Here is a 25,272-nt window from a genome sequence, read left to right on the forward strand (position 1 = left end):
GCCCATGGGGGATGTTGCTGGCCAGCGTGGCCGTGCTCGGCGCCCTCGCCGCCCCCGCGCTCGGGCTCAAGCTGGGCCCGCTCGACGAGGGGTACGCCGCCCAGGGTTCGGACTCGCGGCGCGCGTACGAGCTGATGGCCACCGGCTTCGGCCCCGGCGCCAACGGCGCGCTGATCGTGGTCGCCGAGCTGCCGTCCAAGGTCGGGAGCGCGAAGGACCCGATCGTGGACGAGCTCGCCCGCGAGGTGGAGGCCGTCGACGGCGTCGCGCACGTGGCCGACCCCAAGGTCAACTCCTCCGGCCGCACGGTCCTGCTGCAGACCGTCACGGAGTACGCCCCCAGCGACAGCCGGGCCGCCGGCGTCGTCAGGGACATCAGGGCCATCGCGCTGCCCGGCGTCGACGTGCACGTCGGGGGGGAGGTCGCGGGGCTCACCGACGCGGGCGACCGCATGGCCGAGCGCACCCCGCTGGTCATCGGCGTGGTGGTGCTGCTCAGCGCCTTGCTCCTGCTGCTGGCCTTCCGCGCGCCGGTCGTCGCGATCAAGTCCGCGGTGATGAACCTGGTCTCGCTCGGGGCCGCGTTCGGGGCGCTGGCATTGGTGTTCTCGTTCGGGCTCGGCAGCGGGCTGGTGGGCATGGACGCGCCGGCGGACTCCTCGTACCTGCAGACGATCTTCTTCTCGGTGCCGGTCGAGAGTTATGTGCCCCTGCTGTTGTTCGCGGTGTTGTTCGGCCTGTCGATGGACTACGAGGTGTTCCTGCTGACGGCGGTGCGGCAGGCGTACGCGCGGCACGGGGACAACGCGCGGGCGGTGGCGGAGGGTCTCGGCTCGACGGGCCGGGTGATCACCTCGGCGGCCCTGATCATGGTGGCGGTGTTCGTGGCGTTCATCGCGTACCCGGACGCCATGGTGAAGACGTTCGGAGTCGGGCTGGCGGTGGCGATCGCGGTGGACGCCACGATCATCCGCGGCTTCCTGGTGCCCGCCACGATGGTGATCCTCGGGCGCGCGAACTGGTGGTGCCCGCGCTGGCTGGACCGGCTCCTGCCCAACCTGTCCGTGGAGGGCCACGAGGAGGAGGACGAGCCGGTCGCCGAGCGCCGCGAGCCGGTCGGGGCGGGCGTCTAGTCGGGGTCGAGGAGATGGCAGGCCGGGACCCAGCCGATGATGCCCGTGGTGGCGTTGTGGCCGTGGTGCCACAAGGTGGAGTCGAAGGGGCCGCAGGAGAAGTGCTCGCGCTCCTCTGACCGGTCGGACTCGAAGCCCTCGCCCGGGTAGCCGAGGCCGGCGAGGGCGGAGCCGGGTCTCGGCTCGCTCCAGATGACCACGCCGTGGGCGGCGAAGTCGTGCTGGGGCCGGGCGTCCATGCTGACGATCGCGAGCAGGCCGGCCAGCGCGGCTCCTCCGAGATGCACTCACGTAGCGTAGCGGAGAGTCACACCATGTACTGGTCGTGGCGCAGGTACACGTCGGTCCACTCTTCGGGGGTGAGTTGGCGACCGGTGTTCGCGATGTCGGCGAGCTCCTCGAAGTAGGCCTCGCGGGGCGCGCCGGGGGTGAAGAGGATCAGCATCGAGGCGGGCTCGCCGGACTCGTTGCGGAAGGCGTGCACGCCGCCCTCCGGCACGAAGAGGAAGTCACCCGGCTTGCCGTCGGCCCACTTCTCGCCGTTGAAGAGCTTGATGGTGCCGGACAGCACGTAGAACGACTCGGTCATCGTCCGGTGGAAATGCGCGCCGGGACCGGACGGGCGCGGGCCCATCTCCCACCGGTACAGGCCGAAGGCGCCGTTGGTCGAGCCGCCTGTGCCGAGGTAGTGCACCTGCGTCCCGGTGCCGATCTTCAGGTCCGGCGGCGTGTCGGACGTCCGGATCACGCCGCTGTGCTCGCCGGTTTCGCCCAGGTATCGGGGTTCGGGGTAGGACATCTCCGCAGGATAGCGTCAGAAGGTGATCACGGTGCGGGCGACCGCGCCCTGGCGGACGTGGGCGACGGCCTCGTTGATCTGGTCGAGCGGAAGGCGTTCGGAGATCAGGCCGTCGAGGTCGAGGCGGCCGTTCAGGTATTGGCCGGCGAGCATGGGCAGGTCGCGATGCGGGGCGGCGTCGCCGCCCTGGGTGCCCATGAGGCGGCGAGAGGCGAACAACAACCCGGGGTCCAGCTCCAGCGGTTGTCCCGCGGGCGGGCTGCCGACCATGACCGTGGTGCCGCCGGACTGGGTCGCGGCGAACGCCTGCGCCAGCACGCCGGGCACGCCCGTCGCGTCGAAGGCGTAGTCGACGCCCCCCGGCGCCAGCTCGGTCACCTGCTTGGGCAGGTCGCCGGCGAGCAGGGTCGCGGTGGCGCCGAACCGCATGGCCAGCTTGAGCTTGTGCTCGGCCACGTCGGCGGCGATGATCGTGGTCGCGCCGGCGAGCACCGCGCCCTGGAGGACGTTGAGCCCCACCCCGCCGCAGCCGACGACCAGGACCGAGGCGCCGGGCGGGACCTTGGCCACGTTCAGGACCGCGCCGACGCCGGTCACGACGCCGCAGGCCAGCAGGCACCCGGCGGCGAACGGCACCCCTTTGCGCAGCTTCACGCACATGGCCTCGCTCACGACCGCGTACTCGGCGAACGAGCCGATGCCGATGAAGCGCCGCGTCTCCTGGCCGTCGAGGGTGATCCTGGGCAGGCCGCCCATGATGGTGGGCAGCCGGGCCGGGCCCGAGCACAGGTGGAAGCGGCCCGCGCCGCAGGAGCGGCACCGGCCGCAGGGACCGTTCATCGAGATGATGACGTGGTCGCCGGGCGTGACGGAGGTGACGCCCGCGCCGGCGCTCTCCACCACGCCCGCGCTCTCGTGTCCGAGGATGAACGGCAACCTGCTGACCACCGGGCTCTTGCCGTCGATGGCCTTGAGATCGGAGCCGCACACCCCGGACGCCTTGATCTGCACGCGGACCTCGCCCGGGCCCGGATCGGCGATCTCCACTTCGCGGATCTCCATGGGAGCGTGGAACCCGGTCAGCACAGCCGCGCGCATCAACATGGGCCACACGGTAACCCCGGTGCCGAATCGTAAGCAAGCGATTGCTAGGTAGCCCGTTGACACCCCTTCTGGGCGAATTTACGCTCGGCACAAAACCAAGCGAGCGCTAGGCCAAATCGCGAGGGTGATCATGATCGTACGGCGGGGCATGGCGGTGGCGCTCACGGTGGCGTTGCTCGCCACCGGGTGCGCGGCCCAGCAGAAGGGTGCGACCCAGCAGGAGGGCGCGGCGGTGCCAGGCGTGACCGGCACGACGATCAAGGTCGGCGGCGTGCTGACCAAGACCAGCGCCAGCGGCTACTCGACCAAGGACGCCGAGATCGGCGCCAAGGCCAGGTTCGAGCGCGCCAACGCCGAAGGCGGCGTGCACGGGCGGAAGATCGAGTTCCTCGGTGCGGAGGACGACGGCCAGGATGCCGCCAAGGGCGACGCGGCGGCCAAGAAGCTCGTGCAGAAGGACCAGGTGTTCGCCCTGGTCCCGGTGCACGCGCCCAACTTCGGTGGCGCCGCGTTCCTGGAGCAGCAGGGCGTGCCGTGGTTCGGCTGGGCGACGGGGCCGCAGTGGTGCGGCACGAAGACCGGCTTCGGCTACAACGGCTGCCTGGCGCCCAAGCAGGGTGCGGGATCGCAGACATGGTGGGGCCGGCAGATGGCGGACCTGCTCGGCGGCGCCGAGGGCAAGAGCGTCTACGTGCAGACCAGCGACTCCAGCGGCAGCAAGTACGGCGGCACCACGATCTCCCAGTCGTTCACCGCGGCCGGCTTCAAGCTGGCAGGCGTGAACTCCGGCCTCCCGGCCGCGGCGCCGCCACCCGACTGGCTCCCGTACGTCGACAAGATCATGACCTCCAACGGCGGCAAGGCGCCCGACGTCGTGGTCTCGGTGATCGCCGGCACCAAGTTCAACGTCGGCCTGTACTCGGCGCTCAAGCGCGCCGGATACAAGGGCGTGCTCACGGACGCGACCAGCTACGACGCCGCCATACTCAAGGACCCGGCCAGCGCGCAGGCCCTGGAGGGCGTGATCGCCGCGCCGATGTTCGAGCCCTTCGAGTCGACCGCGCCCGAGATCGCACAGCTCAAGCAGGACGTCGAGAAGGTCGCCCCCGGCACGGTGCTCACCCAGCACCTGGCGATCGGCTACTGGGCCGCCGACATCTTCCTCGACATGCTCGACAAGACCGGCAAGGACCTGACCAGGGAGAAGTTCTTGGCCACGGGCAACGGCTCGTACACCTACGAGAACGCCGGCTTCGGCAGGATCCAGTACCCCAAGGACCACAGTGAGCCGAACGGCTGCGGCGCCCTGGTCAAGCTGGAGAACGGCGCCTTCCAGGTGGCCAAGAGCATGAAGTGCTTCGACAACGTGCCGCTCAAATGATCCTTGGCTATGTGCTCAGCGGCCTGGTCACCGGGGCGATCTTCGCGATCATGGGGTCGGGCCTGACGCTCTCGTACGCCGCGACCGGGGTGTTCAACTTCGCCCACGGCGCGCTCGGCTTCCTGTCCGCCCTGCTGTTCTACGAGCTCACCACTGCGGCAGGGCTGCCGGCCTGGTTGTCGGCGCTGGTGTCGGTGGGCCTGTTCGCGCCCGCGCTCGGGTACGTGCTGCACAAGGCCATGTTCCGCGGGCTCGCCCAGGCGGGGGAGACCGCGCAGATCGTGGCCACGATCGGCCTGACGATCGCGCTGCCCGCGCTGGGTCTGCTGGTCGTGGACCTGGCCGGGCTGCCGGCCGCGGACGCGACCGCGCTGCCGCGCGGCGTCGGGCCGCACCCGGCCGTGGCGTTCGACGTGGCCGGCGTGCACCTGGACACCGACCAGCTCATCACGTTCGCCTTCTCGGTGGTGGCGGCGGTGGGGTTGTGGGCGTTCATGCGGCACACCCCGTACGGGCTGCGCATGCGGGCCTCCGTGGACCGCCGCCGCCTGGCCACGCTGCGGGGCATCGACGCCGACGCCACCTCGGCGCTCGCCTGGATGCTCGGCTCCGGGCTCGCGGGGCTGGCCGGGGTGCTGGCGGTGTCGGTACTGGGGCTGGACGCGACGGCGTACACGGTGTTGTTGTTCGCCTCGGCCACGGCCGCGGTGTTCGGGCGGCTGCGGTCGATTCCGTGGACGTTCGCCGCCGGGCTGGCGCTCGGCGTGGTGCAGAACCTGGTCGCCGGCTACACCGACTTCCTGGAGGAGGTCACCGGGCTGCGTACCGCCGTGCCGGTGATCCTGCTGTTCGCCGGGCTCGTGCTGCTGAACAGGTCGCGCGAGCGGGTCGCGGGCAGCGCGGCCGAGGACACGCCGCCGCCCGACCACCTGGCCGGGCTGCCGCCGTGGCGGCGGCGCCTGCCCTGGGCCGTGGGCCTGGTCCTGCTGGTGGGCTTCACCTTCCTGGCGCCCGAGTACTACGTGGGGATCGCCGCGCAGGGGCTCGTGCTCGCGTTGATCTTCTGTTCTTTCGTGGTGGTGACCGGGATCGGCGGCATGGTCAACCTGGCGCAGGCCGCCTTCGCCTCGATGGCGGCGCTGACGTGCGGATGGGCGTTCACCTCCGGGCTGCCGTTCTTCGTGGCGATCCTGCTGGGCGTGCTGGCGGCCGCTGCCGTCGGCATGCTCGTGGCGCTGCCCGCGCTGCGGCTGGGCGGGCGGGTGCTGACGCTCGCCACGCTGGCTCTGGCGTTGCTGGCCGACCAGGTGTTGTTCCAGGTGGACGCGTTCAGCAACGGCACCATCGGGTGGGCGCTGCCGGCGCTCGGGTTCGGCTTCGCCGACACCTCGGACCCGCGAGTGCTGGTGGTCGTGCTCCTCGTGCTGATCGGGGTCGTCGCGCTGCTGGTGCGGAACCTGGAGCGGTCCGCCTCCGGACGGGCCATCCTCGCCGTGCGGTCGGCTCCGGCCGCCGCCACGACGTCCGGGCTGTCCGCGCCACGTACCAAGATCATGCTGTTCGTGCTGGCGTCGGCGATCGCCGGTCTCGGCGGGGTGCTGTTCGCGGTCGCGAAGGGCTCGATCACGGCCACCGATCTTCCCGCCTTCGCCGGGTTCGTGTGGCTGGCCATCGTGGTGCTGCAGGGGGTGCGCAGAATCGGCGGCGCGGTGCTCGGCGGGCTCATCGCGGTCGTCGTGCCCGAGCTGCTGTCGACGTGGGACGTGTCCGCGCACGTCGGGGCCATACTGTTCGGGCTCGGCGGCATGATCCTCGCCAAGCATCCCGACGGCGTGCTCACCCAGATGGCCGAGCTGCGCCATCGCCGGCCCCCCGCTCCGGAGCTGGACGAACCGGCGCGGACGGCGAAGGGCGCGCTGTTCAGGATGGAGGGCGTCGTCGCCGGGTACGCGGACTCGATCGTGCTGCACGGTGTCGACCTGGCCGTCAAGCCCGGCGAGGTCGTGGCGCTGCTCGGCGCCAACGGCGCGGGCAAGTCCACCACCTGCGCGGCCGCCGCCGGAGACCTGCCGATCATCGCCGGTCGGATCCTGCTGGACGGCGAGGACGTCACCGCCTGGCCCGCCCACCGCAGGGCACGGGCCGGGATCCTGCTGGCGCCCGAAGGACGCGGCGTCTTCCCCGGGCTCACCGTGGAGGAGAACCTGCGGACCTGGCTGCCCGACCCGGGCCCCGTCTACGACCGGCTGCCGCATCTGGGAGAACGCCGCGGCGTGCTCGCCGGCGCGTTGTCCGGCGGTGAGCAGCAGCTGCTCACCCTCGCCCCGGCGCTCGTCCGGCCGCCGCGGGTGCTGATCGCCGACGAGCCGTCGCTCGGGCTGGCGCCGCTGGTGGTGCGGCAGATCTTCGAGGTGTTCGCCGAGTTGCGTGCGCGCGGGGTGGCGTTGCTGCTCGTCGAGGAGAAGGCCACGGAGGCGCTGGCGATCGCCGACCGGGTGGCGTTCATGCGGCTCGGCCGCGTCACCTGGACCGGGCCCCGCTCCGAGGTGGACAGCGAACGGCTGGCCGCCGCCTATCTGGGGGTGAGATGACCATGCTGGCCGTCGAGGGAGTGTCGGTGGCGTTCGGCGGGGTCAGAGCGCTCGATCAGGTGTCGTTCGAGGTCGCCGCCGGACAGGTCTGCGGCGTGATCGGGCCGAACGGGGCGGGCAAGACCACGCTCTTCGACGTGGTGTCCGGGCTGCGCAGGCCGAGCGCGGGGCGGGTCAGCGTGGCGGGCCGGGACCTCACCGGGGTGTCGCCGGTGAAGCGGGCCAGGGCCGGGCTGCGCCGTACGTTCCAGCGGACCCAGGTGTTCGGCCGGCTCACCGTCGCCGACAACGTGCTGGCCGCGCTCGACTGGCACGGCGGCGGTGGCGGCCTCGCCGCCGACCTGGTCGGCTGGCCGGGCCGGCGGCGGCACGAGGGGGAGCGGCGCGAGCGCGTGACCGAGGTGCTGCGGTTGTGCGGGCTCGACGGGTTGCGCGACGCGTACGCCGCCGCGCTGCCTGTCGGGCAGCGCCGGCTCGTCGAGCTGGCCAGGGCCCTGGCCGACTGGCCCGCGCTGCTGCTCCTCGACGAGCCCACCTCCGGCCTGGACGCCGGCCAGACCGCCCACCTGGGCGAGGTCGTCAGGTCGCTGGACACGACCGTGCTGCTGGTCGAGCACGACATGGGCTTCGTCATGGACACCTGCGACCGGATCGTCGTCCTCGACCTCGGCAAGGTGATCGCCACCGGCACGCCGGCCGAGATCAGCGAGAACCCGGTGGTCCGGGCCGCCTACTTGGGCTGAGCCCAGGCAGGTCAAGCATGGCGCTCGGTGAAGGACAGGATGCGGCGCCAGGCGTCCTGGCAAGCCTCCGCCCACTCGCCGTACGAGCGGTCGAAGAACGAGTGCGGCGCGCCCTCGTAAACGTGGGTCTCGTGCTCGGTGCCGACCCGGTCGAGCGCGGCGGTGAACGCGTCGAAGTCCTCCGGCGTCGACACCGTGTCCGCCCCGCCCCTGAGCAGCAGGATCGGCGCTCCCGGACCGGTCTGGGGCTCCTCGATCGCCTGAAGCGCGCCGTAGAAGCCGATGCCGCCGGCCAGGCCGTTCCCCTCGGCGGCCTGCCGCCACGAGTGCGCGCCGCCCATGCAGAAGCCCACCGTGAAGACGGGCCCGTCGAGGGCCTCGGTGGCCGCCCGCGCGTCGGCCCTTACATGGTCACTGTTCAGCTGCCGGACGTGGGCCATGTAGTCGAAGTCGTCACCGCGGTCGCCGAGGCCCGCGGTACGGCCGAAGTAGTCGATCGCGATCGTACGGAACCCCGCCTCGGCGAACCGCACCGCCAGATCTTTGTAGAACGGGTGCAGCCCTCGCACGTCGGGCAGGATCACCACACTGCGCCCGTTCGGCTCGGCGGGCTCGGCCCGGTAGGCGAGGAAACGGTTGCCGTCGGCGGCGGTCAGCTCGATCTGTTCCTGAGAGGTCACTTCGCCCTGGATCGGAGGTGCGGGCGGCCTGCTGTCAGTGGAATGGCACATGCTGGGCACTATGCCCGGAGACGCTTCCGGATATCCAGGTACTCGGAGGGTCAGGCTCGCCGCGACCGGCAGACTGGAGCTATGAATCGGGAACTCGGGGCCTATTCTCCAGGCCCGCAGGAGTGGGGCCACGCCCGAGGACGTGTGACTGGCGAGCGGGCCGCGCAGGCGCGTACGCGGGCCGCGCCGCGAGGAGGTGGCGGAGCCGGCCGGCATCAGCGCCGAATACCTCGTACGCCTCGATCAGGGCAGGGCCGGCCAGCCGTCCGCGTCCGTCATGGACGCCCTGGCCAGGGCGTCGGACCTGACAGACGCCGAGCGGGCACACCTGTTCGACCCGGCCGGGCGGGCTCTCCGCCGGCCCAGGCCCGCGCCAGGAGTGCGGCGTGAGCTGGCGGGCTGCTCGACCGCACACCCCAGCGGCGTGAGCGTGTGCGGCCTCGATCAGCTGCGGCCGAGCACCTTCTCGTTGAGGATCGTGCCCCCGAGGCTCCAACCGCCGTCGGCGACCTCTTCGAGGATCACGAGCGTGGTCGAGCGTGCTCGTTCGCCGTACACGCTCGCGAACGCGTCGGTGACAGCGTCCTGCAGCTTCTTCTTCGATTCCGGGGTGAGAGTGTCCGCGGGCACTTTGAGGTTGGCGAATGGCATGGTGTTTTCTTCCTTAGGGCTGATGGTCTTCAGCGTGCGTGCGGGTCGGATGCGTTGAGCGTGGCGACCACCTGGTCGTAGTCGCCGCGCGCCTCGCCGAACCGGAGGAACTTCACGCGCTCGACCAAGATCTCGGCGGCGTCGGGCCGGGTCTTGAGCAGGGTCATGACCTCGTCGGCGAACTCGTCGAGCGGCATCGCGAAGTCCGAGGTCTCCTGGCCCGGCAGGAGAGCGGTCCGCACCGACGGCGGGACGAGCTCGATCACCTGCACGCCTGCGGGCGCTAGCTGCAGGCGCAGCGTCTCGCTGAGCATGTGGATCGCGGCCTTGGTCGCGTTGTAGGTGGGGGTGATGCGCAGCGGCGCGTGAGCCAGGCCGGACGAGACCGTGATGATCGTGGCGCCGGGCCGCGTCCGCAGGTGCTCGGTGAGCGCGGCGATCAGCCGGATCGGGCCGAGCAGGTTCGTGGTGACCGTCGCCTCCGCGTCGGCGAGGAAACCGGGCGTGGTCCAGTCCTCGACCCGCATGATGCCCGCCATCGCGACGAGGACGTTCAGGTCGGGGTAGCGGCCGATGACGTCCGCCGTCGCCTCCGCGATCGACGCCGGGTCCGCAGTGTCGATGCGGACCGTGCCGAGTCCGTACTCGGCGGCCAGGTGCTCCAGCAGGTCGGTACGCCGCCCGCCGATGACGACGGTGTTCCCCATCGCCTGCAGCCGCACGGCGAGGGCGAGGCCGATCCCGGACGTCGCTCCGGGGATGAAGATGGTGTTGCCGTCAATGTTCATGCCTTCATCTTGGGCGCCGCACTCCCGGCGGGGGAGAGCACCACTGATCGGGGGATCGGCGATCCCTGCCTGAGGCCGGCCGTCCCCTGCACAATGATGGGTATGAACCGTGCCGCCCTCGCCGACTTCCTGCGCCGCCGCCGCGAGGCGCTGCGGCCGTCCGACGTCGGACTGGCGCCCGGCCTGCGCCGTCGCACGCCTGGGCTGCGGCGCGAGGAGGTCGCGGCGCTGACCGGGATGTCGGCCGACTACTACGTGCGGCTCGAGCAGCAGCGCGGCCCGCAGCCGTCCGAGCAGATGCTCGCCGCGCTGGCCCGGGCACTGCGCCTCACCGCCGACGAACGCGACCACCTCTACCGCCTCGCCGGCCACAACGTCCCCCGCCGTACGCCCGCCGACACGCACATTGCACCCGCCCTGCTGCGCGTCCTGGACCGGCTGGAGGACAGCCCGGCGCTCATCCTGTCCTCGATCGGCGAGGTGCTGGTGGCGAACCGGCTGGCGACGGCGATCTTCGGCGACCCGTCCGGGCGCACCGGTTGGGCGCGCAGCGACGTGTACCGGTGGTTCACCGACCCGGCTTCCCGCCGGGTCTACCCGCCCGAGGAGCACGAGCGTCAGGCGCGCAGCCTGGTCGCCTCCCTGCGCGCCGCCCACGGCGCGCAGGGTCCGCGCTCGCGGGCCGGAGAGCTGGTCCAGGTTCTGCTCGCGGAGTCCGACGAATTCCGCGTCCTCTGGGAGCGGCACGAGGTCGCCCGCCGCTTCGCCGATCACAAGACCCTCGTGCACCCAGAGCTCGGCCGGATCGAGGTCGACTGCCAGGCGCTGTTCACCGAGGACCAGGCGCAGGCGCTCGTCGTACTCACGCCCCAACCGGGCAGCGAGGCCGAGGACAAGATCCGGCTGCTCTCGGTGCTGGGCCACGAGAACTTCTCGGCCACCCCGGGCCAGTAGGACGGCGGTCGGCCGCGGCATCGAAAAGACTCGCCGACTTCGGCGGGAGGCCCGTCAAACAGCCGTCCGTGTTCATCGGCGGCGCGCTGGACGCCTCCACCCGCTGGATGAAGTCGACCAGATCCTGACCGCCTGGCTCGCGTCCCGCCCCGCATGACCGACGCGACGATCCGCACACAGATCACCGGGACCCTGTCGAGGCGCCTTAAGAGGGCTCCGGTTCATGCGTAGGCGGGTCCAGGTCCGGTCCTTGAAAGCCAACTCTTGCGCTGCTCCGCCGCCTGGACCCCGACACCGAGGGGATCTGGTGTCGAATCATCAGAGACCCGGACCGCCGCGAGACGGCGGGTGTCTCTGGCAACGTGGCGTTCGCGACACAATCAGCACTCGGCACCCGAGAAGGTGTGGACGCTGCGGGGTGCGACCACGCGGATGGTCGATGTGGCCGCATGCAACCATCGCACTGGAAACCCTGTAAAAGCGGGTTCTCCCGCTTACCGTATCTCTGATATGACGCCTCTTAATGGCGCTTCAGTATCAAGGGGAATGCGATGGCTGAGTATGTCGAAGTTCGCCTCTCCGACGGGGAGAGCATCCCCTTTGAGGTCGAGGAGACCGACGCTCCGGTGCCCGCGGGACGCCGCTGGCAGGCTACGACGGAACGGGCTCAGGAGACGTTGGAGCAGAGTGTGGACCGCATCGTGCGGGTCGCCCGGGCGGTCGCCCGGCGAGCCGAGGCATCAGCCGACCGGGCCGAGAAGGTCACTGTCGAGGTCGGGCTCACCGTGACGGCGGACGTCGGAGCGGTGATCGCCAAGACCACCAGTGCCGCGCACATCAAGATCAGCATTGAGCGGCAGAGTGAGCGACCCGGTCTCGGCAACGCTGAACCTTCCGCCTCCGTCTGAACCGGTGGAGCCGATGTGCGCGTGGTCACAACCGGGTCCGCTTCTGCCCCGGGTCTCCGGGATCTGTGCCGTCGGGGCGTTCTGCCTGTCGTTGTACGCGCTGAACGTCGAACCCGTCCACGAGCTCGTCGGCTCCGCCACGGCGGTCGTCTTCCACAACGATCCGAACAGATCGTGGCCGGTTGCGATCGAGGTGCGGGGAAGCCGATGGGGGCCAATGGACGGCCATCTCTACAGCTCCGACTTCCGCGCGGTCGTCGGCAACCCGTCCATCGTGGCGACGCTGGTGGTGACCGCTCTCCCGTTGCTGGTGCTCCTAGGCAGCGGAATCGCCTGCCTGGCCTGGGCCCGGTCAGCGAGCAAGGTAGCGTTCCTCGCCGGTTCGGCGGCGCTGTGGGGCAGTATCGCATGCGCGGTTCCGGGCCGCTGGAGCGGCCTTTCGATCTACGATGCGCCAGCGGTGCTGTGGCTTGGCTCGGCCTCGCTGCTGGCGGCGGTGGCTGCGTCCGCCCTGCCGTGGGTTTGGTTATGGCGGACCAACCCGCCGTCTCGCCCGGCGGTGAGGCCGCTCCGTCGACCGGCAGCGGCGGTCGTGGTCGTCTTGGTGCTGTCTGTCTGGCTTCTGCTTCGGCCTTCGACTGGGTTGGGCGTGGTGACCGGCGGCCTTGCACTTGGCTGCATCGTCGTCGTACCGCTGCTGGCCATCCTCGTGCCGACGTACCCGCTGGCACGGCCGCTGGTGGCGGGCTGGCTGCTCCTTCCCGGGACGGCGCTGGTCGCCGACACCTTGAGCCTGCTGTTGATGCTCTTCGCCCGGCCGGGTGCCGGCAGTCCCTTCCCGGATGGGACGTGGTCACTCCGGCCTCCGCTGCTCGGGATCGGCGCCGGGCTCTGCGTCGTGATCGCGCTGCTCATGATCGTCCGACGTAACCGGGGGGTCGGGGCCCATGGCCGAGTTCACGGAGCAGTCCGATGATGGAGGCGGAGCAGTCCGATGGCTGAGTACGCGGAGCGGGCCCTGGTCCGGGTCTGGCGAGGTGACGAGCCGGTCGGTGTCGGCTTTCTGGTCGATGCCGACCGCCTCATCACCTGCGCGCATGTCGCCGCGTACGCGTTGGGAAGCGACCGGGCCAGGCTCGGTGCCCGGATCGAGGTCGACTTCCCGCTGATCCCGGAGGGCGGCCGGATGCCCGCGACCGTCACGTTCGTGGCCGACGACGCCGATGTTGCCGGGCTGCGGATCGCCATCCACGACCGGCCCGCCGCGGCGAGGCCCGTGCAGATCGTCGCCGCCGAGGACCCGACCGGCCATTCGGTCCGCCTTTACGGCTGTCCCGACGGGCGGCCCCGGGGTGTGTGGGCCGAGGGCCTGATACGCGGGACCGGTGCCGGGGGTCGGTACCAGATCGACGACGACCGGTCGACCGGCATCGCAGTCAGCCGCGGGTTCAGCGGCGGCCCGGTCCTGGACACCGAACTCGGTGCCGTCGTCGGCATGCTCGTCGAGGCCGAGAGCAAGTCAGGACGGCGCACCGGCTACGCGCTGTCCGGCTCAGCTCTGTACCGTATCTGCCGCGATCTGGCCGAGGCGTCCGGGCCGGCAATCCCGTTCCGCGGCCTGAACCCGTTCGAGGAGAACCATCGGGAGCAGTTCTTCGGCCGGGAGCGGCTCTCCGCCGAGCTGCTGGTCATGCTGAGCCAGCGCGGCCTGCTCGTGGTCACCGGCCCCTCGGGATGCGGCAAATCATCTCTCGTCCAAGCCGGGCTCGCGCCAGGGCTGCGGGCAGACGACGTCGCCGTCGCAGTATGCAGGCTCGCCGCCGGTGGAACGCCCTGGTCTGCACTGGCCGCGGCGCTGTGCGCCGAGTCGAGCCTGAAGGCGGCCCGCGCGAGCATCGGAGCCGCTTGGGCGGCCGATCCGGACCTGCTCGCCGGACGTCTGGCAGAGCGTCCGGGCGACGTGTTCGGACCGCTGGCCGAGTGCGGCGGGCTCCGGCAGATCGTCGTGATAGTGGATCAGGTCGACGAGGCCCTGGCACGCTCGGAGCCGGAGACCGTCGCGCTGCTGGCGGCTCTCACTGAGCTGGCCGCCCCGGGACGGGCCGCGCTCTTCGCGCTGGTGGTGACCGTGGGTCCGGCGTCGCTGGGCACGTTGCTCGACGACCGCCGCATCGGGCAGCGGTTCGCAGACGCGGCCGTGTCGATCCGAGCCCCCGACGCCGCCGAGCTACGCAGCGTGATCGAACGGCCGCTCGCCCCGGTCGGCATGCCTGTCTACCAGGAGGGTCTCGTTGAAGTCATCCTGGACGACCTGGTAGATGAGCCGAACCCCCTGCCGCTGGTCGAGTTCACGCTCACCCTGCTGTGGGAGCGGCGCCACGCCGGAACGCTGCGCCATGACGCCTACCACCATCTCGGCGGTGTGAGCGGCGCGGTGGCCGCGTTCGCCGAGGAGACCTGGCGCGGCCGCGGCTCCGCCGAAGCCGATCTGGAGCTGCTCTGTCAACTGATCAGCCCGGTGCGGGGCGGCCGGTACGTCCGCCGAGTGGTGGAACTCAACGAGCTCGGCGCCTACACGTCGCTGGCCAGGGACTTGGCCGGCACCCGTCTGCTGACGTTGTCGGGCGGTGACGGCCGGCTCACCACGGTAGAGCTTGCTCACCAGGCGCTCGTCCGCGCCTGGCCGAGACTGCACGAGGAGTTTCGGCGGCGCGAGGCGTTCCGCGCATGGCAGGACGAGCTCGACGCGCGCTCCCGCCGCTGGCACCTGAACCGCGCCCGCGACAATCTCCTGCGCGGCCGTGTCCTGTTCACCGCTTGGCGTAAACGGCGAGTCCACTCCGGCGAACTGAGCCCTCGCCAACGCGTCCTCATCAACGCCAGTACCCGCGCCTGCGCGCGACGTTCCGTCCTGCGGTCCCTGGCCCTCGTGCTCGTCGTGGTTCTGGCGGTGTCCCTCGTCAACACGCTCACCGGCGGTGTCGCCACGAGGAACGACCGCAACGCGGCCCTGGCCGCATACGAAATCCTGAAAAATGAGCAGTACGCATCGATGCCGCGAGGCCTGTTCTCCGCTCTGCAAGCGCACCGGCTCCACGACGACGAGTTCACCCGGGAACGCCTGCTCATCCGTTACCGGGGCCTGCGATCCGTCGAGTCGATTCTCACACTTAGTCCCTACGTCGAATCCCATGATGGAAGGTCTCGCGTCAACCGCAGCGGCACCCGGCTGGTGCAGAACTTGGACTGGTCGGCGAGAATCTGGGACCTCTCGGGAGCCGCCCCCGTCCGGACCTTCAGATTGCCGCCCGAGAGTCCGGCACGCGTCGGCCCGATCACGCTCCAGAACTACTCACTGGTCACCAAGCCGGTCTGGCTCAACGACGACAAGATCGCGTTCATTGTCCAGGAGCCGGCGCACGGGGGCAGAGTCGTCATCGCCGACGCGCGCACCGGCCGGCCCGAACGCGCCTTGCTGGGCACCGACACCGTCTCCGATCTGCTTGCCGATCCGTCCGGACGATGGCTGGCCCTGCTGACCAACGCTGGCACGCTGCTCGCCGACCTCGAGCGGCCCGGCACAGCGCTGCGACGCCTGTCCAGGCCGCCGGTCGACGAGAGCGGCACCTACTTCCAGTCCGGGACGGCGCTGCTCGGTGTGCTGTCCTCCGGCGAGGCAGTCCTGAGCGTGGTCAGCGGCGTGCGCATGGTATTGACCGCGTCCGGCTCACGGCCGTTCTCTCCGCCGCAGCCGCACACCACCCGGACGCCCACGCCGCGCGACCTGAACACCTTCTTCGACTGCTGGAGCGAGGGGCGTTTCTACAACCTGCGGCTGCGAAGCTTGACCGACAACGCGGTGCTTGCCCGACACGCCATAACTCCCGCCGCCGATAGGTTCGCATCCTGCCCCCGCTCGCCGGTCTTCACCTCCGACGGCGCGCACCTGGCCTACCGCGACCTGGTCGACGAAAACCTCGTCCACGTGGGCGAAACCGGCGCCGACGCCGCTTCCATGCGCACCATCCAGCTGCCGATCGATCACCGGGTGACCGCGCTGACCAGCGAACCGGACGGCGACTACCGGCTGGTCACCGTGCAGAATCAAGCGGCCATGGTCGTCCGGGTCCCGGTGCCCGACGCCTTGGACAGCGCGATCCATCGCCTCCTTTTCGGCTCGCTCCACCCCGTCGGGCTGGGCCTGAACGCCTCACAGTTCGTACGGTTCACTCCGGACGGTTCCCACGTGCTACTGATTCACCCGGCCTCCCAAGCCGAGGTCTGGGATACCCGCACCCGACGTCGCACTGGCACCGTCCCCATCCCGGTCTCGGCCGACGACGCTGAGCCGCGTAGCTTCAGTCGCCCAGCGGAATGGTTCCCGGCCATCGCCGCGCGACTGGCGCTCTCCCCCGATGGCCGGACCCTGGCGAGCACTTCGTCCAAGACGGGGACCACGACGTTATTGCGGCTACCCGCACTGACCCCGGTCGCCACCATCCGGCAGGGCGGAAGCGGCGTCGCCTTCGCCGACGACCAAACCATCATGATCAGGGGCGTCAAGGATCCCGCGTTCCGCGCCGACCGGCGGCTGACCCTGTGGGACATCGATCCCGTACAGCAGCTGACCCGGCGCACTCTGCCTGACCTGGCAACCACAGATGTCCAGATCCGCCCCCGCAACCGCGACATGATCGCCCTGTGGCGCGACCCGTCCGACCCTGATGTGAAGGGCATGGGACGCCTTTGGCGGGATGGAACTCCCATCCCGGGCTCAGACATCGAACTCGACGCGACCGGCGCCGTCGACATGCCACACCTGACCATCGACGCTTCGGAACGCTTCGCCGCCCTGGTCGTGACCGACGCCACCGCCACCGAGGTCCAGGTCTGGAACCTCGCTACCCGCAGCCTGGCGGGTCGGCTGCCCTCACCTGACGGTTTGGTCCCGGTCGCGCTCTCCTTCGCTGACGACCCGCGCCACCTCGACATCACCTACACCACCCGCACCGTCCACTGGACGGCAGCCTCGGGCATAGCCGTGCGCCGCTGGACCCGTGATCCGTGGTTCGGGCTGCTGCGACCGCTCGACCCGGCCCCCCGCACCACGATCCTCACCGACGGCATCGCGGCCTCCGAGCCCTGGCGGCTCTCCCCCGACGGGCACCTGGAACCGACCGCTCCGGCCGCCTGGCTGCATACCCTTTGCGCCCTGGCCGATCGGCTTTCAGCCTCTCCCGGCTGCCTTTGACGGGCCTCTGCGATGACCACCTGGGCTTGTTAGCGAGCTAGCAGGTCGGCCGCTCGAAAGTCGTTGATCCGCGTCAGGCAAGTATGCAGCTCGCGACAGGGGAGTGTCCGACCCGGTGCGACTTTTCGGCGTACCCGCCGCCTGCTCGGCTGCCTTCACCACTGCCTGCAACAGGGCGTGACCTACAACGAAGATGTCGCCTTCCAACCACGATCGAAGGCCATGGCTTGACAAATTGGGCAGATCGGATGTCTGCGGCACCCGCTTCAGAAGAGCGGGTCCGCTCGGAAGGCTTCGAGCAGGTAGGCCCGCGCCCTGGCCACGGCAGGCCTGGCTTGGGCGCCTGAGCGGACGGCGAGGTACCCGGTATTGATCGGCGGCTCCTCCGGGTCGGCCAGCGTGACCAGGGTGCCCGCGTCCAGGTCGCTGCCGCACAGGTAGGCGGGCAGGACCGAGACGCCCATGCCTGCCCTGACCGCGCTGAGCACGCCGCGCAGGTCGGGGATGACAATCTGGGCGGCCATCGCGGGCCGCCTGCCGAACACGGTCCGCCAGTAACGCCGCACGATGGGCAGATCCTCCGCATACGCCACCAGTGGCATCCCGGCCAGCGTCCTAGGCCCGATCCCGCTTCCGGCCGCCCGCAACGCGTCCCCCAGGGATGGGGCGGCGACCAGGAGGAACTCCTCGTCGTAGAGGGGGTCCGCGTGGACGCCGCGCACCCGGGGGCGGATCGTGGAAACCACCAGGTCCAGCCGTCCGGCGGCCAGGTCGGCGAGGAGGTCGTCGGCCAGGCCGAGGGTCGTGCGGAGGCGAAGGCCGTCCCGTACCAGAGGGGCGAGCATCGGCATGACCACCTCGCAGAGGAACTCGGCCGGGCCGCCCAGATGGACGGCTTCGTCCGAGGGCAGCTCGGACTGCACCACCTCGTCCAGCGCGTCGAGCGAGACCGCCACCCGGCGGGCCAGCTCCTCGGCGGCCGGCGTGGGGGCGACGCCGCGCGGCAGCCGGTCGAACAGCGGCCGGTCCAGCGCCGACTCCAGCGTCTTGACCTGCGCGGTCACCGCCGGCTGCGACAGGCCGAGCGTCTGCGCAGCGGCCGTGATGGAGCCGGTTCTGTGCACGGCGAGGAAGGTCCGCAGCAGGTCCAGCGAGATGGGCGACATATTACTATTCTGATGGCTCGGTGGGTGTTCCGTGATTTGTCGCTGATGGGTGGCGCGGGCGATGCTGTCAGACATGAGCAAGCGCATTCTCATCGTACTGACCAGCCACGACGATCTCGGCGGCGTGGAGCGGACCGGATACTACGTGCCCGAGGCGGCCCATCCCTGGGAGATCTTCCGCCGGGCCGGATACGAGGTGGACGTCGCCAGCGTGCGCGGCGGCGAGCCGCCCCAGGACGGCTTCGACCCCGACGACCCCGCCCAGGTGGCCTTCCTCGCCACGCCGGAGGCGCACGACACCGCGCGCCTGGCCGACGTCGACCCCTCCCGCTACGACGCCGTGCTCTACGCCGGAGGCCACGGCACCATGTGGGACTTCCCCGGCGATGCCGACGTCATCCGCGTCGGCAGGGCGGTCTACGAGCAGGGCGGCGTGGTGGCCGCCGTCTGCCACGGTCCCGCCGCGCTGGTGAACCTCACCCTGTCCGACGGGTCGTACCTGGTCGCGGGCAAGCGGGTGGCGGCCTTCACCAACGAGGAGGAGAACCTGCGCGGCGTGGCGCACGTGGTGCCGTTCCTGCTGGCGGACGAGCTGGTGGACCGGGGCGCCAAGCACGAGCCGGGCCCCGACTGGCAGGCTCAGGTCGTCGTGGACGACCGGCTCGTCACCGGCCAGAATCCCGCCAGCGCCGCTCCGCTCGCCGAGCGGGTCGTCGAGCTCCTCGCCGAACGGCGGGCGTGAGCAGACCAAACACCGCCGGATGGCGGTTGTGATCCACGGGTATGGGCTCTGACCATCGAGGGGTAGCGCTCCGCGACCCGTGGAAAGGTGACACGCATGGCATACCACCCCAACCTCGACCCGGAAATCCGAGCCGCGATCGAGCAGACGCCGCTGCCGGTGTTCGACCTGCCGAGCATGACGTACGAGGAGCTCGACGGGGTCAGGGCGCAGATCAACGCGTTCCTGGCGGCCGCGCCTCCGGCGGACGCCGACGTGGTGATCGAGGACCGGCACGTGCCGGGGCCCGACGGCGCCCCCGACGTCCGGGTCCGGATCTACCGCCCGTCGGGCGAGGGCACGAACCGGCCGGGGCTGTACTGGATCCACGGCGGTGGAATGATCATCGGTGTGCCCGAGATCGACGACGCGATGATGATCGGCTACGTCGAGCAACTCGGCGTCGTCGTGGTCTCCGTGGACTATCGCCTGGCGCCGGAGCACCCGCATCCGGCCCCGGTCGAGGACTGCTACGCGGGCCTGGTGTGGACCGCCAAGGCGGCGGGCGAGCTGGGCATCGACCCGGCCAGGATCGCCGTCGGCGGCGCCAGCGCGGGCGGTGGGCTCGCCGCGGCGACCGTGTTGCTGGCCCGCGACCGGGGCGGCCCCGACGTGGCGTTCCAGCTGCTGGTGTGCCCGATGCTGGACGACCGCAACATCACCCCGTCCAGCCACGAGTTCGCCGAGGCCGTCGTCTGGGACAGGTCGGCGAACATCTTCGGCTGGACCGCGCTGCTCGGTGACCGGGCCGGCTCCGACGACGTGCCTGCGTACGCGGCGCCGGCCCGCGCCACCGACCTGTCCGGGCTGCCGCCGGCGTTCATCGACGTCGGTGAGCTGGAGGTGTTCAGGGACGAGGACATCGACTACGCGTTGCGGTTGTCGCAGGCCGGGGTGTCCACCGAGTTCCACCTTTACCCTGGGGCCTTCCACGGGTTCGACGGCATGGTGCCGGACACCGAGCTCAGCAAGCGGGCCCGGGCGGCCAGGCTGGCGGCGCTCAAGCGGGCCTACGGCCTCTGACGACCGGGTTCATCAGCTTTTAGGGCGGCGGTCGCGCGCAGGCGTGCCAGGGCGAGGGCCAGGTGGGCGCGGAGGCGTCCTGGCGCGTCGGCGAGTGAGAAGCCCAGCGCCGACTCGGCGCGGGCGATGCGGGCGGCCATTGAGCTGTGGTGCAGGTGCATGGCGGTGGCCGCGCCGCGGATCGAGCCGGCCAGGCACAGCGCCCGCACCGCGGCCGTGGCCTCCTCGCCGAGGCGTTCCATCGCCCGGACGTCGGGCTGCCCGCCGAGCGCCGCGTCCGGCAGGTCGGCGAACAAGGCCAGCGGGCCCAGCTCCGACCAGCGCATCACCGGGTCGTGCGGGCCGGTGAAGCGCAGCGCCGTACGCGCGCCGGCCCACGACTCGACGGCCCGCGCGCCGGGCAGCGCGGGCCCGATCCCCACCCGCGCCCCGTCAGGCAGCACGGAATCTGGCAGATTGGTCGCCACCAGGACGGCCTCGGTGTCGCCGATCCTGGCCTCGCGTACCTGATGGCCCATCGCACGCAACCCGGCCGCCAGCCCGTGGTCGGGCAGTGCGATCGCCAGGGCCTGGAGCGGGGCGGACGGGGCGAAGCCGAGCAGCCGCAGCGCCCGCGCCCGCTCCGCCTCGCCGGTCTCGGCCGACAACACCAGCTCGACCAGCGCCGGGTCCTGGCCCGCCTGTGCCAGGGCGGCGGCACGTTCCAAGGTGACCTCGGCGGCGGCCGCGTACCGTTCGAGCACGATCTCGTCGAGCCCGTGCGCCGGGCCCTCGCGTTCCATCCAGACCGACCCGAGCCCGGAGCTCAGCTCCCTGACCTCGGCGGGGGACGACGCGGGCGTGTCCACGGCGCCGTCAGGCGACGTGCGGGTGCGCCGGCCCGTGGCCGCGTCGGACAACCCGACGGGGCACTGCGCCAGCCGGGCCGTGGCGGCCAGCAGTACGGGCACGCTCACGTGGTCGCGCAGCAGCGAGTCGAAGTACGCGATGACCCGCACCGCGCTCTCCGCGTCGGCGTCCAGCGTCGACAGCCGGAGCAGTAGTCCCTGCACAGCCATCAGAGTAGTTCGGTGAACGGCGGCCTGGCGAGCGAACCAAGCGTGCGCTAGGTTGGTGGTCGTGGATCTCGACTTCTCCCCGGCCGAGCGGGAATTCCGCGCCGAGGTTCGCGACTGGCTGGGCACGCACGCACCAGGTCCGCTCCCCTCCATGGACAGCCCCGAGGGTTTCGCGGCGCACCGCGCGTGGGAGGCGCGGCTGGCCGACGCACGGCTGTCCGTCGTCTCCTGGCCCGAGGAGTACGGCGGGCGCGGCGCCTCCCTGATCGACTGGCTGATCTTCGAGGAGGAGTACTGGGCCGCCGGCGCCCCCGCCCGCGTCACCCAGAACGGGATCTTCCTGCTGGCGCCGTGCCTGATGCGGTTCGGCACACCGGAGCAGCGCGAACGCTGGCTGCCGAGGATGGCCAGGGGCGACGACGTGTGGGCGCAGGCCTGGTCCGAACCGGAGGCGGGCAGCGACCTCGCCGCGCTCACCTCCCGGGCCGAGCCCGTGCCCGGCGGCTGGCGGTTGTCCGGGCACAAGACGTGGAGCTCGCGGGCCGCGTACGCCACCCACGGGTTCGGCCTGTTCCGTACGTCGGGGACGCGGCACAAGGGGCTGACGTACTTCATGTTCCCGCTGGACGACGTCGCGGTCCGGCCGATCGCGCAGCTCGACGGGCTGCCCGGGTTCGCCGAGCTGCACTTCGACGGAGTGTTCGCCGACGAGTCGATGGTGCTGGGCGAGATCGGGGAGGGCTGGCGGATCGCGATGGCGACCACCTCCTCCGAACGCGGCCTCACCCTGCGCAGTCCCGGCCGCTTCCTGGCCACCGCCGACCGGCTCGTCGCGCTGGCCCGCACCGCCGCCGACCCGGCGCTCGCCGATCGGGCCGTCCGATGCTGGGTGGACGCGGAGGCGTACCGGCTGCACACCTTCGGGACCGCACGGAAGATCATGGCGGGGGAGGAGGTCGGGGCGGCGGCCAGCATGGGCAAGGTCTTCTGGTCCGAGCTGGACCTGCGGATGCACGCGCTGGCCATGGAGCTGCTGGGGGAGCGGGCGGGGGCGACGCCGTGGCTGGACGGGTTCCTGTTCTCGCTGGCCGGGCCCATCTACGCGGGCACGAACGAGATCCAGCGCAACATCATCGCCGAGCGGGTCCTGGGGCTGCCGAGATGAACTTCGCCTTCACCGACGAGCAGCTCGCACTCGCCGCGACCGTGCGTGACGTGCTGCGGGCGCACTGCCCGCCGGGCGCGTTGCGTTCCGAGCGGCGGCCGGGGTGGGAGCAGCTGGCCGCGCTGGGCTTCTTCGGGCTGCTCCTGCCGCCCGAGAGCGACGGGCTGGGGCTCGGACTGGCCGACGTGGTGCCCGCCCTGGAGGAGACCGGGCGGGCGTGCCTTCCCGGGCCGGTCGTGGAGACCGCCGTCGCGGCGGCGTCCCTGGTGGCGGGGGTTGCGAAGCTGGCGTCGGGGGCCGTGTGCGTGAGCGTGCTGCTGCCCGGGCAGGTGTACGCGCCGGACGCCGACCTCGCGGACCTGATCGTCGTGGCGGGAGCCGACGGGCTGCGGCTGGTCACCAAGGAGTCGGCCCGCCTCACGCCCCGGCCCGGCGTCGATCCGTGCCGGCCGCTGTTCGAGGTCGCTTTCGACCCCGCCGGGTGCGAGCGGCTGGGCGGGCCGGTCGAGCCGGCGCTGCGGCGGGCCACGGTCGCGACCGCCGCGCAGCTCATCGGGGTCGCCAGGGAGCTGCTCGCGGTCTCCGTCGCCTACGCGCGCGTGCGGACGCAGTTCGGGGCCGCGATCGGGTCGTTTCAGGCGGTCAAGCACCAGCTCGCCGACGTGGCGGTGGCCGTGGAGTTCGCGGCGCCGCTGGTGTTCCGGGCCGCGCTGGCGGTGGACGGGGGCATCGCCACCGTCGAGCGCGACGTCAGCGCCGCCAAGGCCGCCGCAGGGGAGGCCGCGACCCTGGCGGCCAGGGTGGCGCTGCAGGTGCACGGGGCCGTCGGGTACACCGAGGAGCTCGATCTGCGGTTCTGGCTCGCCCGGGCGTGGTCGCTGTCGGCCGCGTACGGCACCACGGCCGCCCACCGCGACCGCGTGCGCGCCGCCGTGCTGGGCGGCGACGTGCGGAGGTATCCATGAGGTGCGGCGGCTCTGTGCGGAGGTGCGGGTGAAGTTCGGCGTGCCGCTCGGGTTGCTGCATCCGGCCGCGTGGAAGGACGTCGCGGTGGCCGCCGACGAGCTGGGCTTCGAGTCGGTGTGGCTGCCCGAGCACCTCGTCTTCGCCACCGACCTGTCGCTCGCCGTGTACCCGGGCACGTCCGATCCGGGGATCAAGCCGACGACGCCGCTGTTCGACGCGCCCGCGTACCTGTGCTGGCTGGCCGCCTTCACCTCCCGCGTCCGGCTCGGCACGGCGGTGCAGCTGCTCGCCCTGCGGCACCCGTTCGTGTCGGCACGTGCCTTCGCCACCCTGGACGTGGTGTCGGGAGGGCGGGCCATCTGCGGGGTGGGGGCCGGCTGGTACAGGGGAGAGTGGGACGCGGCCGGGATCCCCTTCGACACGCGTGGAGCGCGGCTCGACGAGGCGATCGATGTGGTTCGGCGGCTCTGGAGCGAGCCGGTGGTCTCCCATTCCGGGAGGTTCTACGCCTTTCCCGAGGTCGCGTTCGAGCCCAAGCCGGTGCAGCGGCGGCTGCCGGTGCTCGCGGGCGGCGAGTCGGCCGCCGCCCTCCGCCGGGCCGCCCGGCTCTGCGACGGGTGGATCAGCATGCCGCACACCATCGAGTCGATCAAGCCGCAACTCGACCGCCTCGGGGCCGGCGTGCCGGTGACCGCGCACGCCTACTCCCTGGCCTCGCCGGACGAGGTGTTCGCCTGGGCGGCGCTGGGCGTCGAACGGCTCATCGTCCGGCCCTGGACCCGCAGCCGCGACGCCGTGGCCGGCCTGGTCGCCTTCGCCGAGCGGTACGGGGTGGGCGGCGAGGCTTGACGTCGCACGGACGCACACCGCCGGCCCGGGCGGCGCCCAGCGCGCAGTGCCGTCGCAGGGGACACCCAGCGCACCCCGCAGAGCCCAGTGTCGGCGTGATGCGGGGACGTGCCGGGTCAGGCGCGGTGGCGGCCCCTCCGGGAGCGGCCGGTCGACGTGGCGCTGATGGCACCGACCAGCTCGCGGTCGTCGTGCCGGGGCAACGGCGACGGGAACGCGGTGGTGCGGTGGCGGCGGCCGCGTGGCGCGACCTCGGCGGGGAGGGCGGTGAGCCGGTCCTCGATGGACGGCCCTCGCCTCCGGCGACGTCCCTGGTAGGCGGCCGTGCCAACGGCGGGTGAGTCGAGGATGTCCCCGCCGCCGACGCTCCCGGCGGGGGCGAAGGCGTCGAACGCGCTGGTCGCCTCCGGGACGACGACCCGCGTGAAAGGCCCGGCGTCGATGACGATCGAGCCGTCGCCGTGGGCGGCCTCGAACGGGTCGGCATCCCTGATGCGCTGCATGGGCCCGGTGTCCCAGCACGGCTCGAAGGGGCCGGTGTCGAGAGGCGCATCGAAGGAGGCCGTATCGAAGGCGGGAACGAAGGATCCGGTGTCGGCGGCGTGCCGATCGGCGGTGTGGCGATGTGGCGCGGCGTCCGTGAACGGGTCGAAGGGCCGGGTGCCGCGCAGCCGCCGCACCTGCTCGGTCGCCTGGCCGAAGCCGGGGTGCCCGGTCGCGCGCCCTTCGCCGTCCGCGAGGAGCGCGGCGTCTGCGACGAGCTCGGCGTCTGCGATGAGCGCGGCGTTTGCGATGAACTCGGCGTCCGCGATGAGCTCGGCGTCCGCCGCGACGGCAGGGCGTTCGGGGGTGACGGCGGGTTCGACGGTGTCCCGGAGTTGCGTGGTCCACAGGGGGGCGTCGGCGGGCTCGAGCGCGCCGCGGCGCTTGCGGCGGCGGCGCCGATGGGTCGGGCCGGACCGCGCTGGGCGGGCGGCCGCGGCGGTGGCCGCGGCAGGGCGGACCCGGGATTGGCGGGTCTTGGCGACGGCGAGGAGGGCGAGTGCGGCGATCAGGGCCGAGCCGATCAGCGTCGGGGAGTCCACCGCGGGCAGCGGGCCGGTGGCGGAGGCGTCGGCGTGCGTCGGGAGCGGCTCGGCGGTGACCGACGTCGTGTCGGCGGTCGACGGCTTGGCGTGCTTGCCCTTCGTGACGCCCTTGCCCGCGGCCGCGGACGATGAGGTCGCGGCG

Annotated in this window: 22 protein-coding genes and 1 pseudogene; 14 read left to right on the top strand and 9 right to left on the bottom strand. The window is 71.7% G+C overall.

Translation table 11 applies throughout. The features are described 5' to 3' along the window. On the top strand, nt 1-1,133 hold a 1,133-nt coding region (locus ETD86_RS35175; RefSeq protein ID WP_170223430.1), incomplete at its 5' end, for an MMPL family transporter. Here the strand turns inward: ETD86_RS35175 and ETD86_RS35180 are convergent. Genes ETD86_RS35180 through ETD86_RS35190 form a run of 3 tightly spaced genes read right to left on the bottom strand, consistent with a single transcriptional unit; the run spans nt 1,130 to nt 3,036 of the window. After that, a complete protein-coding gene (locus ETD86_RS35180) occupies nt 1,130-1,420 on the bottom strand; it encodes a hypothetical protein (protein WP_138670958.1) in 291 nt (96 codons plus the stop codon). The two genes, ETD86_RS35175 and ETD86_RS35180, sit on opposite strands and share 4 nt — an antisense overlap. A 20-nt stretch (nt 1,421-1,440) precedes the next feature. Then, nucleotides 1,441-1,932 (bottom strand): cupin domain-containing protein, encoded by a 492-nt coding sequence (locus ETD86_RS35185; protein ID WP_138670959.1) that lies wholly within the window; start codon nt 1,930-1,932, stop codon nt 1,441-1,443. A gap of 15 nt (nt 1,933-1,947) precedes the next feature. Continuing rightward, complete coding sequence (locus ETD86_RS35190; RefSeq protein ID WP_138670960.1) at nt 1,948-3,036, bottom strand: alcohol dehydrogenase catalytic domain-containing protein; 1,089 nt, start codon at nt 3,034-3,036, stop codon at nt 1,948-1,950. A gap of 130 nt (nt 3,037-3,166) precedes the next feature. Here ETD86_RS35190 and ETD86_RS35195 point away from each other — a divergent pair, with 130 nt between their 5' ends. Genes ETD86_RS35195 through ETD86_RS35205 form a run of 3 tightly spaced genes read left to right on the top strand, consistent with a single transcriptional unit; the run spans nt 3,167 to nt 7,751 of the window. After that, a complete protein-coding gene (locus ETD86_RS35195) occupies nt 3,167-4,417 on the top strand; it encodes an ABC transporter substrate-binding protein (RefSeq protein WP_138670961.1) in 1,251 nt (416 codons plus the stop codon). Then, the gene (locus ETD86_RS35200) at nt 4,414-7,008 is read left to right on the top strand and encodes an ABC transporter permease subunit (protein WP_138670962.1); all 2,595 of its coding nucleotides are present in this window, start codon (nt 4,414-4,416) and stop codon (nt 7,006-7,008) included. The genes ETD86_RS35195 and ETD86_RS35200 overlap by 4 nt, the downstream gene beginning before the upstream one ends. Next, nucleotides 7,005-7,751, top strand: coding sequence for an ABC transporter ATP-binding protein (locus ETD86_RS35205; protein WP_138670963.1), 747 nt, complete (start codon nt 7,005-7,007; stop codon nt 7,749-7,751). Before ETD86_RS35200 ends, ETD86_RS35205 begins: the two co-directional genes overlap by 4 nt. An 11-nt stretch (nt 7,752-7,762) precedes the next feature. Here ETD86_RS35205 and ETD86_RS35210 read toward each other — a convergent pair whose 3' ends face one another. Further along, nucleotides 7,763-8,431, bottom strand: coding sequence for a dienelactone hydrolase family protein (locus tag ETD86_RS35210; RefSeq protein ID WP_246148671.1), 669 nt, complete (start codon nt 8,429-8,431; stop codon nt 7,763-7,765). Between the two features lie 199 nt (nt 8,432-8,630). Between ETD86_RS35210 and ETD86_RS60270 the strand changes: the two are divergent. Next, a pseudogene (locus ETD86_RS60270) lies at nt 8,631-8,801 on the top strand (helix-turn-helix domain-containing protein); the annotation flags it as partial. A gap of 125 nt (nt 8,802-8,926) precedes the next feature. Here the strand turns inward: ETD86_RS60270 and ETD86_RS35220 are convergent. Beyond that, nucleotides 8,927-9,133, bottom strand: coding sequence for a tautomerase family protein (locus tag ETD86_RS35220; RefSeq protein ID WP_138670965.1), 207 nt, complete (start codon nt 9,131-9,133; stop codon nt 8,927-8,929). A 29-nt stretch (nt 9,134-9,162) separates the two neighbouring features. Then, on the bottom strand, nt 9,163-9,921 hold the full coding sequence (locus ETD86_RS35225; RefSeq protein ID WP_138670966.1) for an SDR family oxidoreductase: 759 nt from the start codon (nt 9,919-9,921) through the stop codon (nt 9,163-9,165). A gap of 102 nt (nt 9,922-10,023) precedes the next feature. Between ETD86_RS35225 and ETD86_RS35230 the strand changes: the two genes are divergently transcribed. The 4 genes from ETD86_RS35230 (at nt 10,024) to ETD86_RS35245 (ending at nt 17,034) form a co-directional block, all read left to right on the top strand. Continuing rightward, nucleotides 10,024-10,875 carry a helix-turn-helix transcriptional regulator gene (locus ETD86_RS35230; protein ID WP_138670967.1) on the top strand — a complete coding sequence of 284 codons (852 nt, stop codon included), beginning with the start codon at nt 10,024-10,026 and terminating at the stop codon, nt 10,873-10,875. A gap of 551 nt (nt 10,876-11,426) precedes the next feature. Further along, complete coding sequence (locus ETD86_RS35235; RefSeq protein ID WP_138670968.1) at nt 11,427-11,783, top strand: CU044_2847 family protein; 357 nt, start codon at nt 11,427-11,429, stop codon at nt 11,781-11,783. Next, nucleotides 11,737-12,759: a hypothetical protein gene (locus ETD86_RS35240; RefSeq protein WP_138670969.1), complete on the top strand. Its 1,023-nt coding sequence runs from the start codon at nt 11,737-11,739 to the stop codon at nt 12,757-12,759. The genes ETD86_RS35235 and ETD86_RS35240 overlap by 47 nt, the downstream gene beginning before the upstream one ends. An 18-nt stretch (nt 12,760-12,777) precedes the next feature. After that, complete coding sequence (locus tag ETD86_RS35245) at nt 12,778-17,034, top strand: serine protease (RefSeq protein WP_138670970.1); 4,257 nt, start codon at nt 12,778-12,780, stop codon at nt 17,032-17,034. Nucleotides 17,035-17,300: 266 nt separating this feature from the next. On the opposite strand, the gene ETD86_RS35250 is transcribed toward ETD86_RS35245, so the two are convergent. Next, nucleotides 17,301-18,200 carry a LysR family transcriptional regulator gene (locus ETD86_RS35250; RefSeq protein ID WP_138670971.1) on the bottom strand — a complete coding sequence of 300 codons (900 nt, stop codon included), beginning with the start codon at nt 18,198-18,200 and terminating at the stop codon, nt 17,301-17,303. Nucleotides 18,201-18,273: 73 nt separating this feature from the next. Between ETD86_RS35250 and ETD86_RS35255 the strand changes: the two genes are divergently transcribed. Together ETD86_RS35255 and ETD86_RS35260 are read left to right on the top strand one after the other, a co-directional pair. Beyond that, a complete protein-coding gene (locus ETD86_RS35255; RefSeq protein WP_246148675.1) occupies nt 18,274-18,942 on the top strand; it encodes a type 1 glutamine amidotransferase domain-containing protein in 669 nt (222 codons plus the stop codon). Nucleotides 18,943-19,038: 96 nt separating this feature from the next. After that, the gene (locus tag ETD86_RS35260) at nt 19,039-20,004 is read left to right on the top strand and encodes an alpha/beta hydrolase (protein WP_138670973.1); all 966 of its coding nucleotides are present in this window, start codon (nt 19,039-19,041) and stop codon (nt 20,002-20,004) included. On the opposite strand, the gene ETD86_RS35265 is transcribed toward ETD86_RS35260, so the two are convergent. Continuing rightward, a complete protein-coding gene (locus tag ETD86_RS35265; protein ID WP_138670974.1) occupies nt 19,992-21,056 on the bottom strand; it encodes a helix-turn-helix domain-containing protein in 1,065 nt (354 codons plus the stop codon). The genes ETD86_RS35260 and ETD86_RS35265 overlap by 13 nt on opposite strands. A gap of 67 nt (nt 21,057-21,123) precedes the next feature. Here ETD86_RS35265 and ETD86_RS35270 point away from each other — a divergent pair, with 67 nt between their 5' ends. From ETD86_RS35270 to ETD86_RS35280, 3 genes are read left to right on the top strand one after another with little or no spacing between them, the layout of a single operon-like run. Continuing rightward, nucleotides 21,124-22,227 (top strand): acyl-CoA dehydrogenase family protein, encoded by a 1,104-nt coding sequence (locus ETD86_RS35270; protein ID WP_138670975.1) that lies wholly within the window; start codon nt 21,124-21,126, stop codon nt 22,225-22,227. Then, nucleotides 22,224-23,192, top strand: coding sequence for an acyl-CoA dehydrogenase family protein (locus tag ETD86_RS35275; RefSeq protein ID WP_138670976.1), 969 nt, complete (start codon nt 22,224-22,226; stop codon nt 23,190-23,192). The genes ETD86_RS35270 and ETD86_RS35275 overlap by 4 nt, the downstream gene beginning before the upstream one ends. Before the next feature lies 1 nt (nt 23,193). Beyond that, nucleotides 23,194-24,042: a TIGR03619 family F420-dependent LLM class oxidoreductase gene (locus tag ETD86_RS35280; RefSeq protein WP_246148677.1), complete on the top strand. Its 849-nt coding sequence runs from the start codon at nt 23,194-23,196 to the stop codon at nt 24,040-24,042. A 116-nt stretch (nt 24,043-24,158) separates the two neighbouring features. Here the strand turns inward: ETD86_RS35280 and ETD86_RS55705 are convergent. Then, nucleotides 24,159-25,272: hypothetical protein (locus ETD86_RS55705; RefSeq protein WP_211370517.1), on the bottom strand; the 1,114-nt coding region annotated here is incomplete at its 5' end.

Origin of the sequence: Nonomuraea turkmeniaca, from assembly GCF_005889735.1 — a bacterium.
In the GTDB taxonomy this organism is placed as follows: Bacteria; Actinomycetota; Actinomycetes; order Streptosporangiales; family Streptosporangiaceae; genus Nonomuraea; species Nonomuraea turkmeniaca.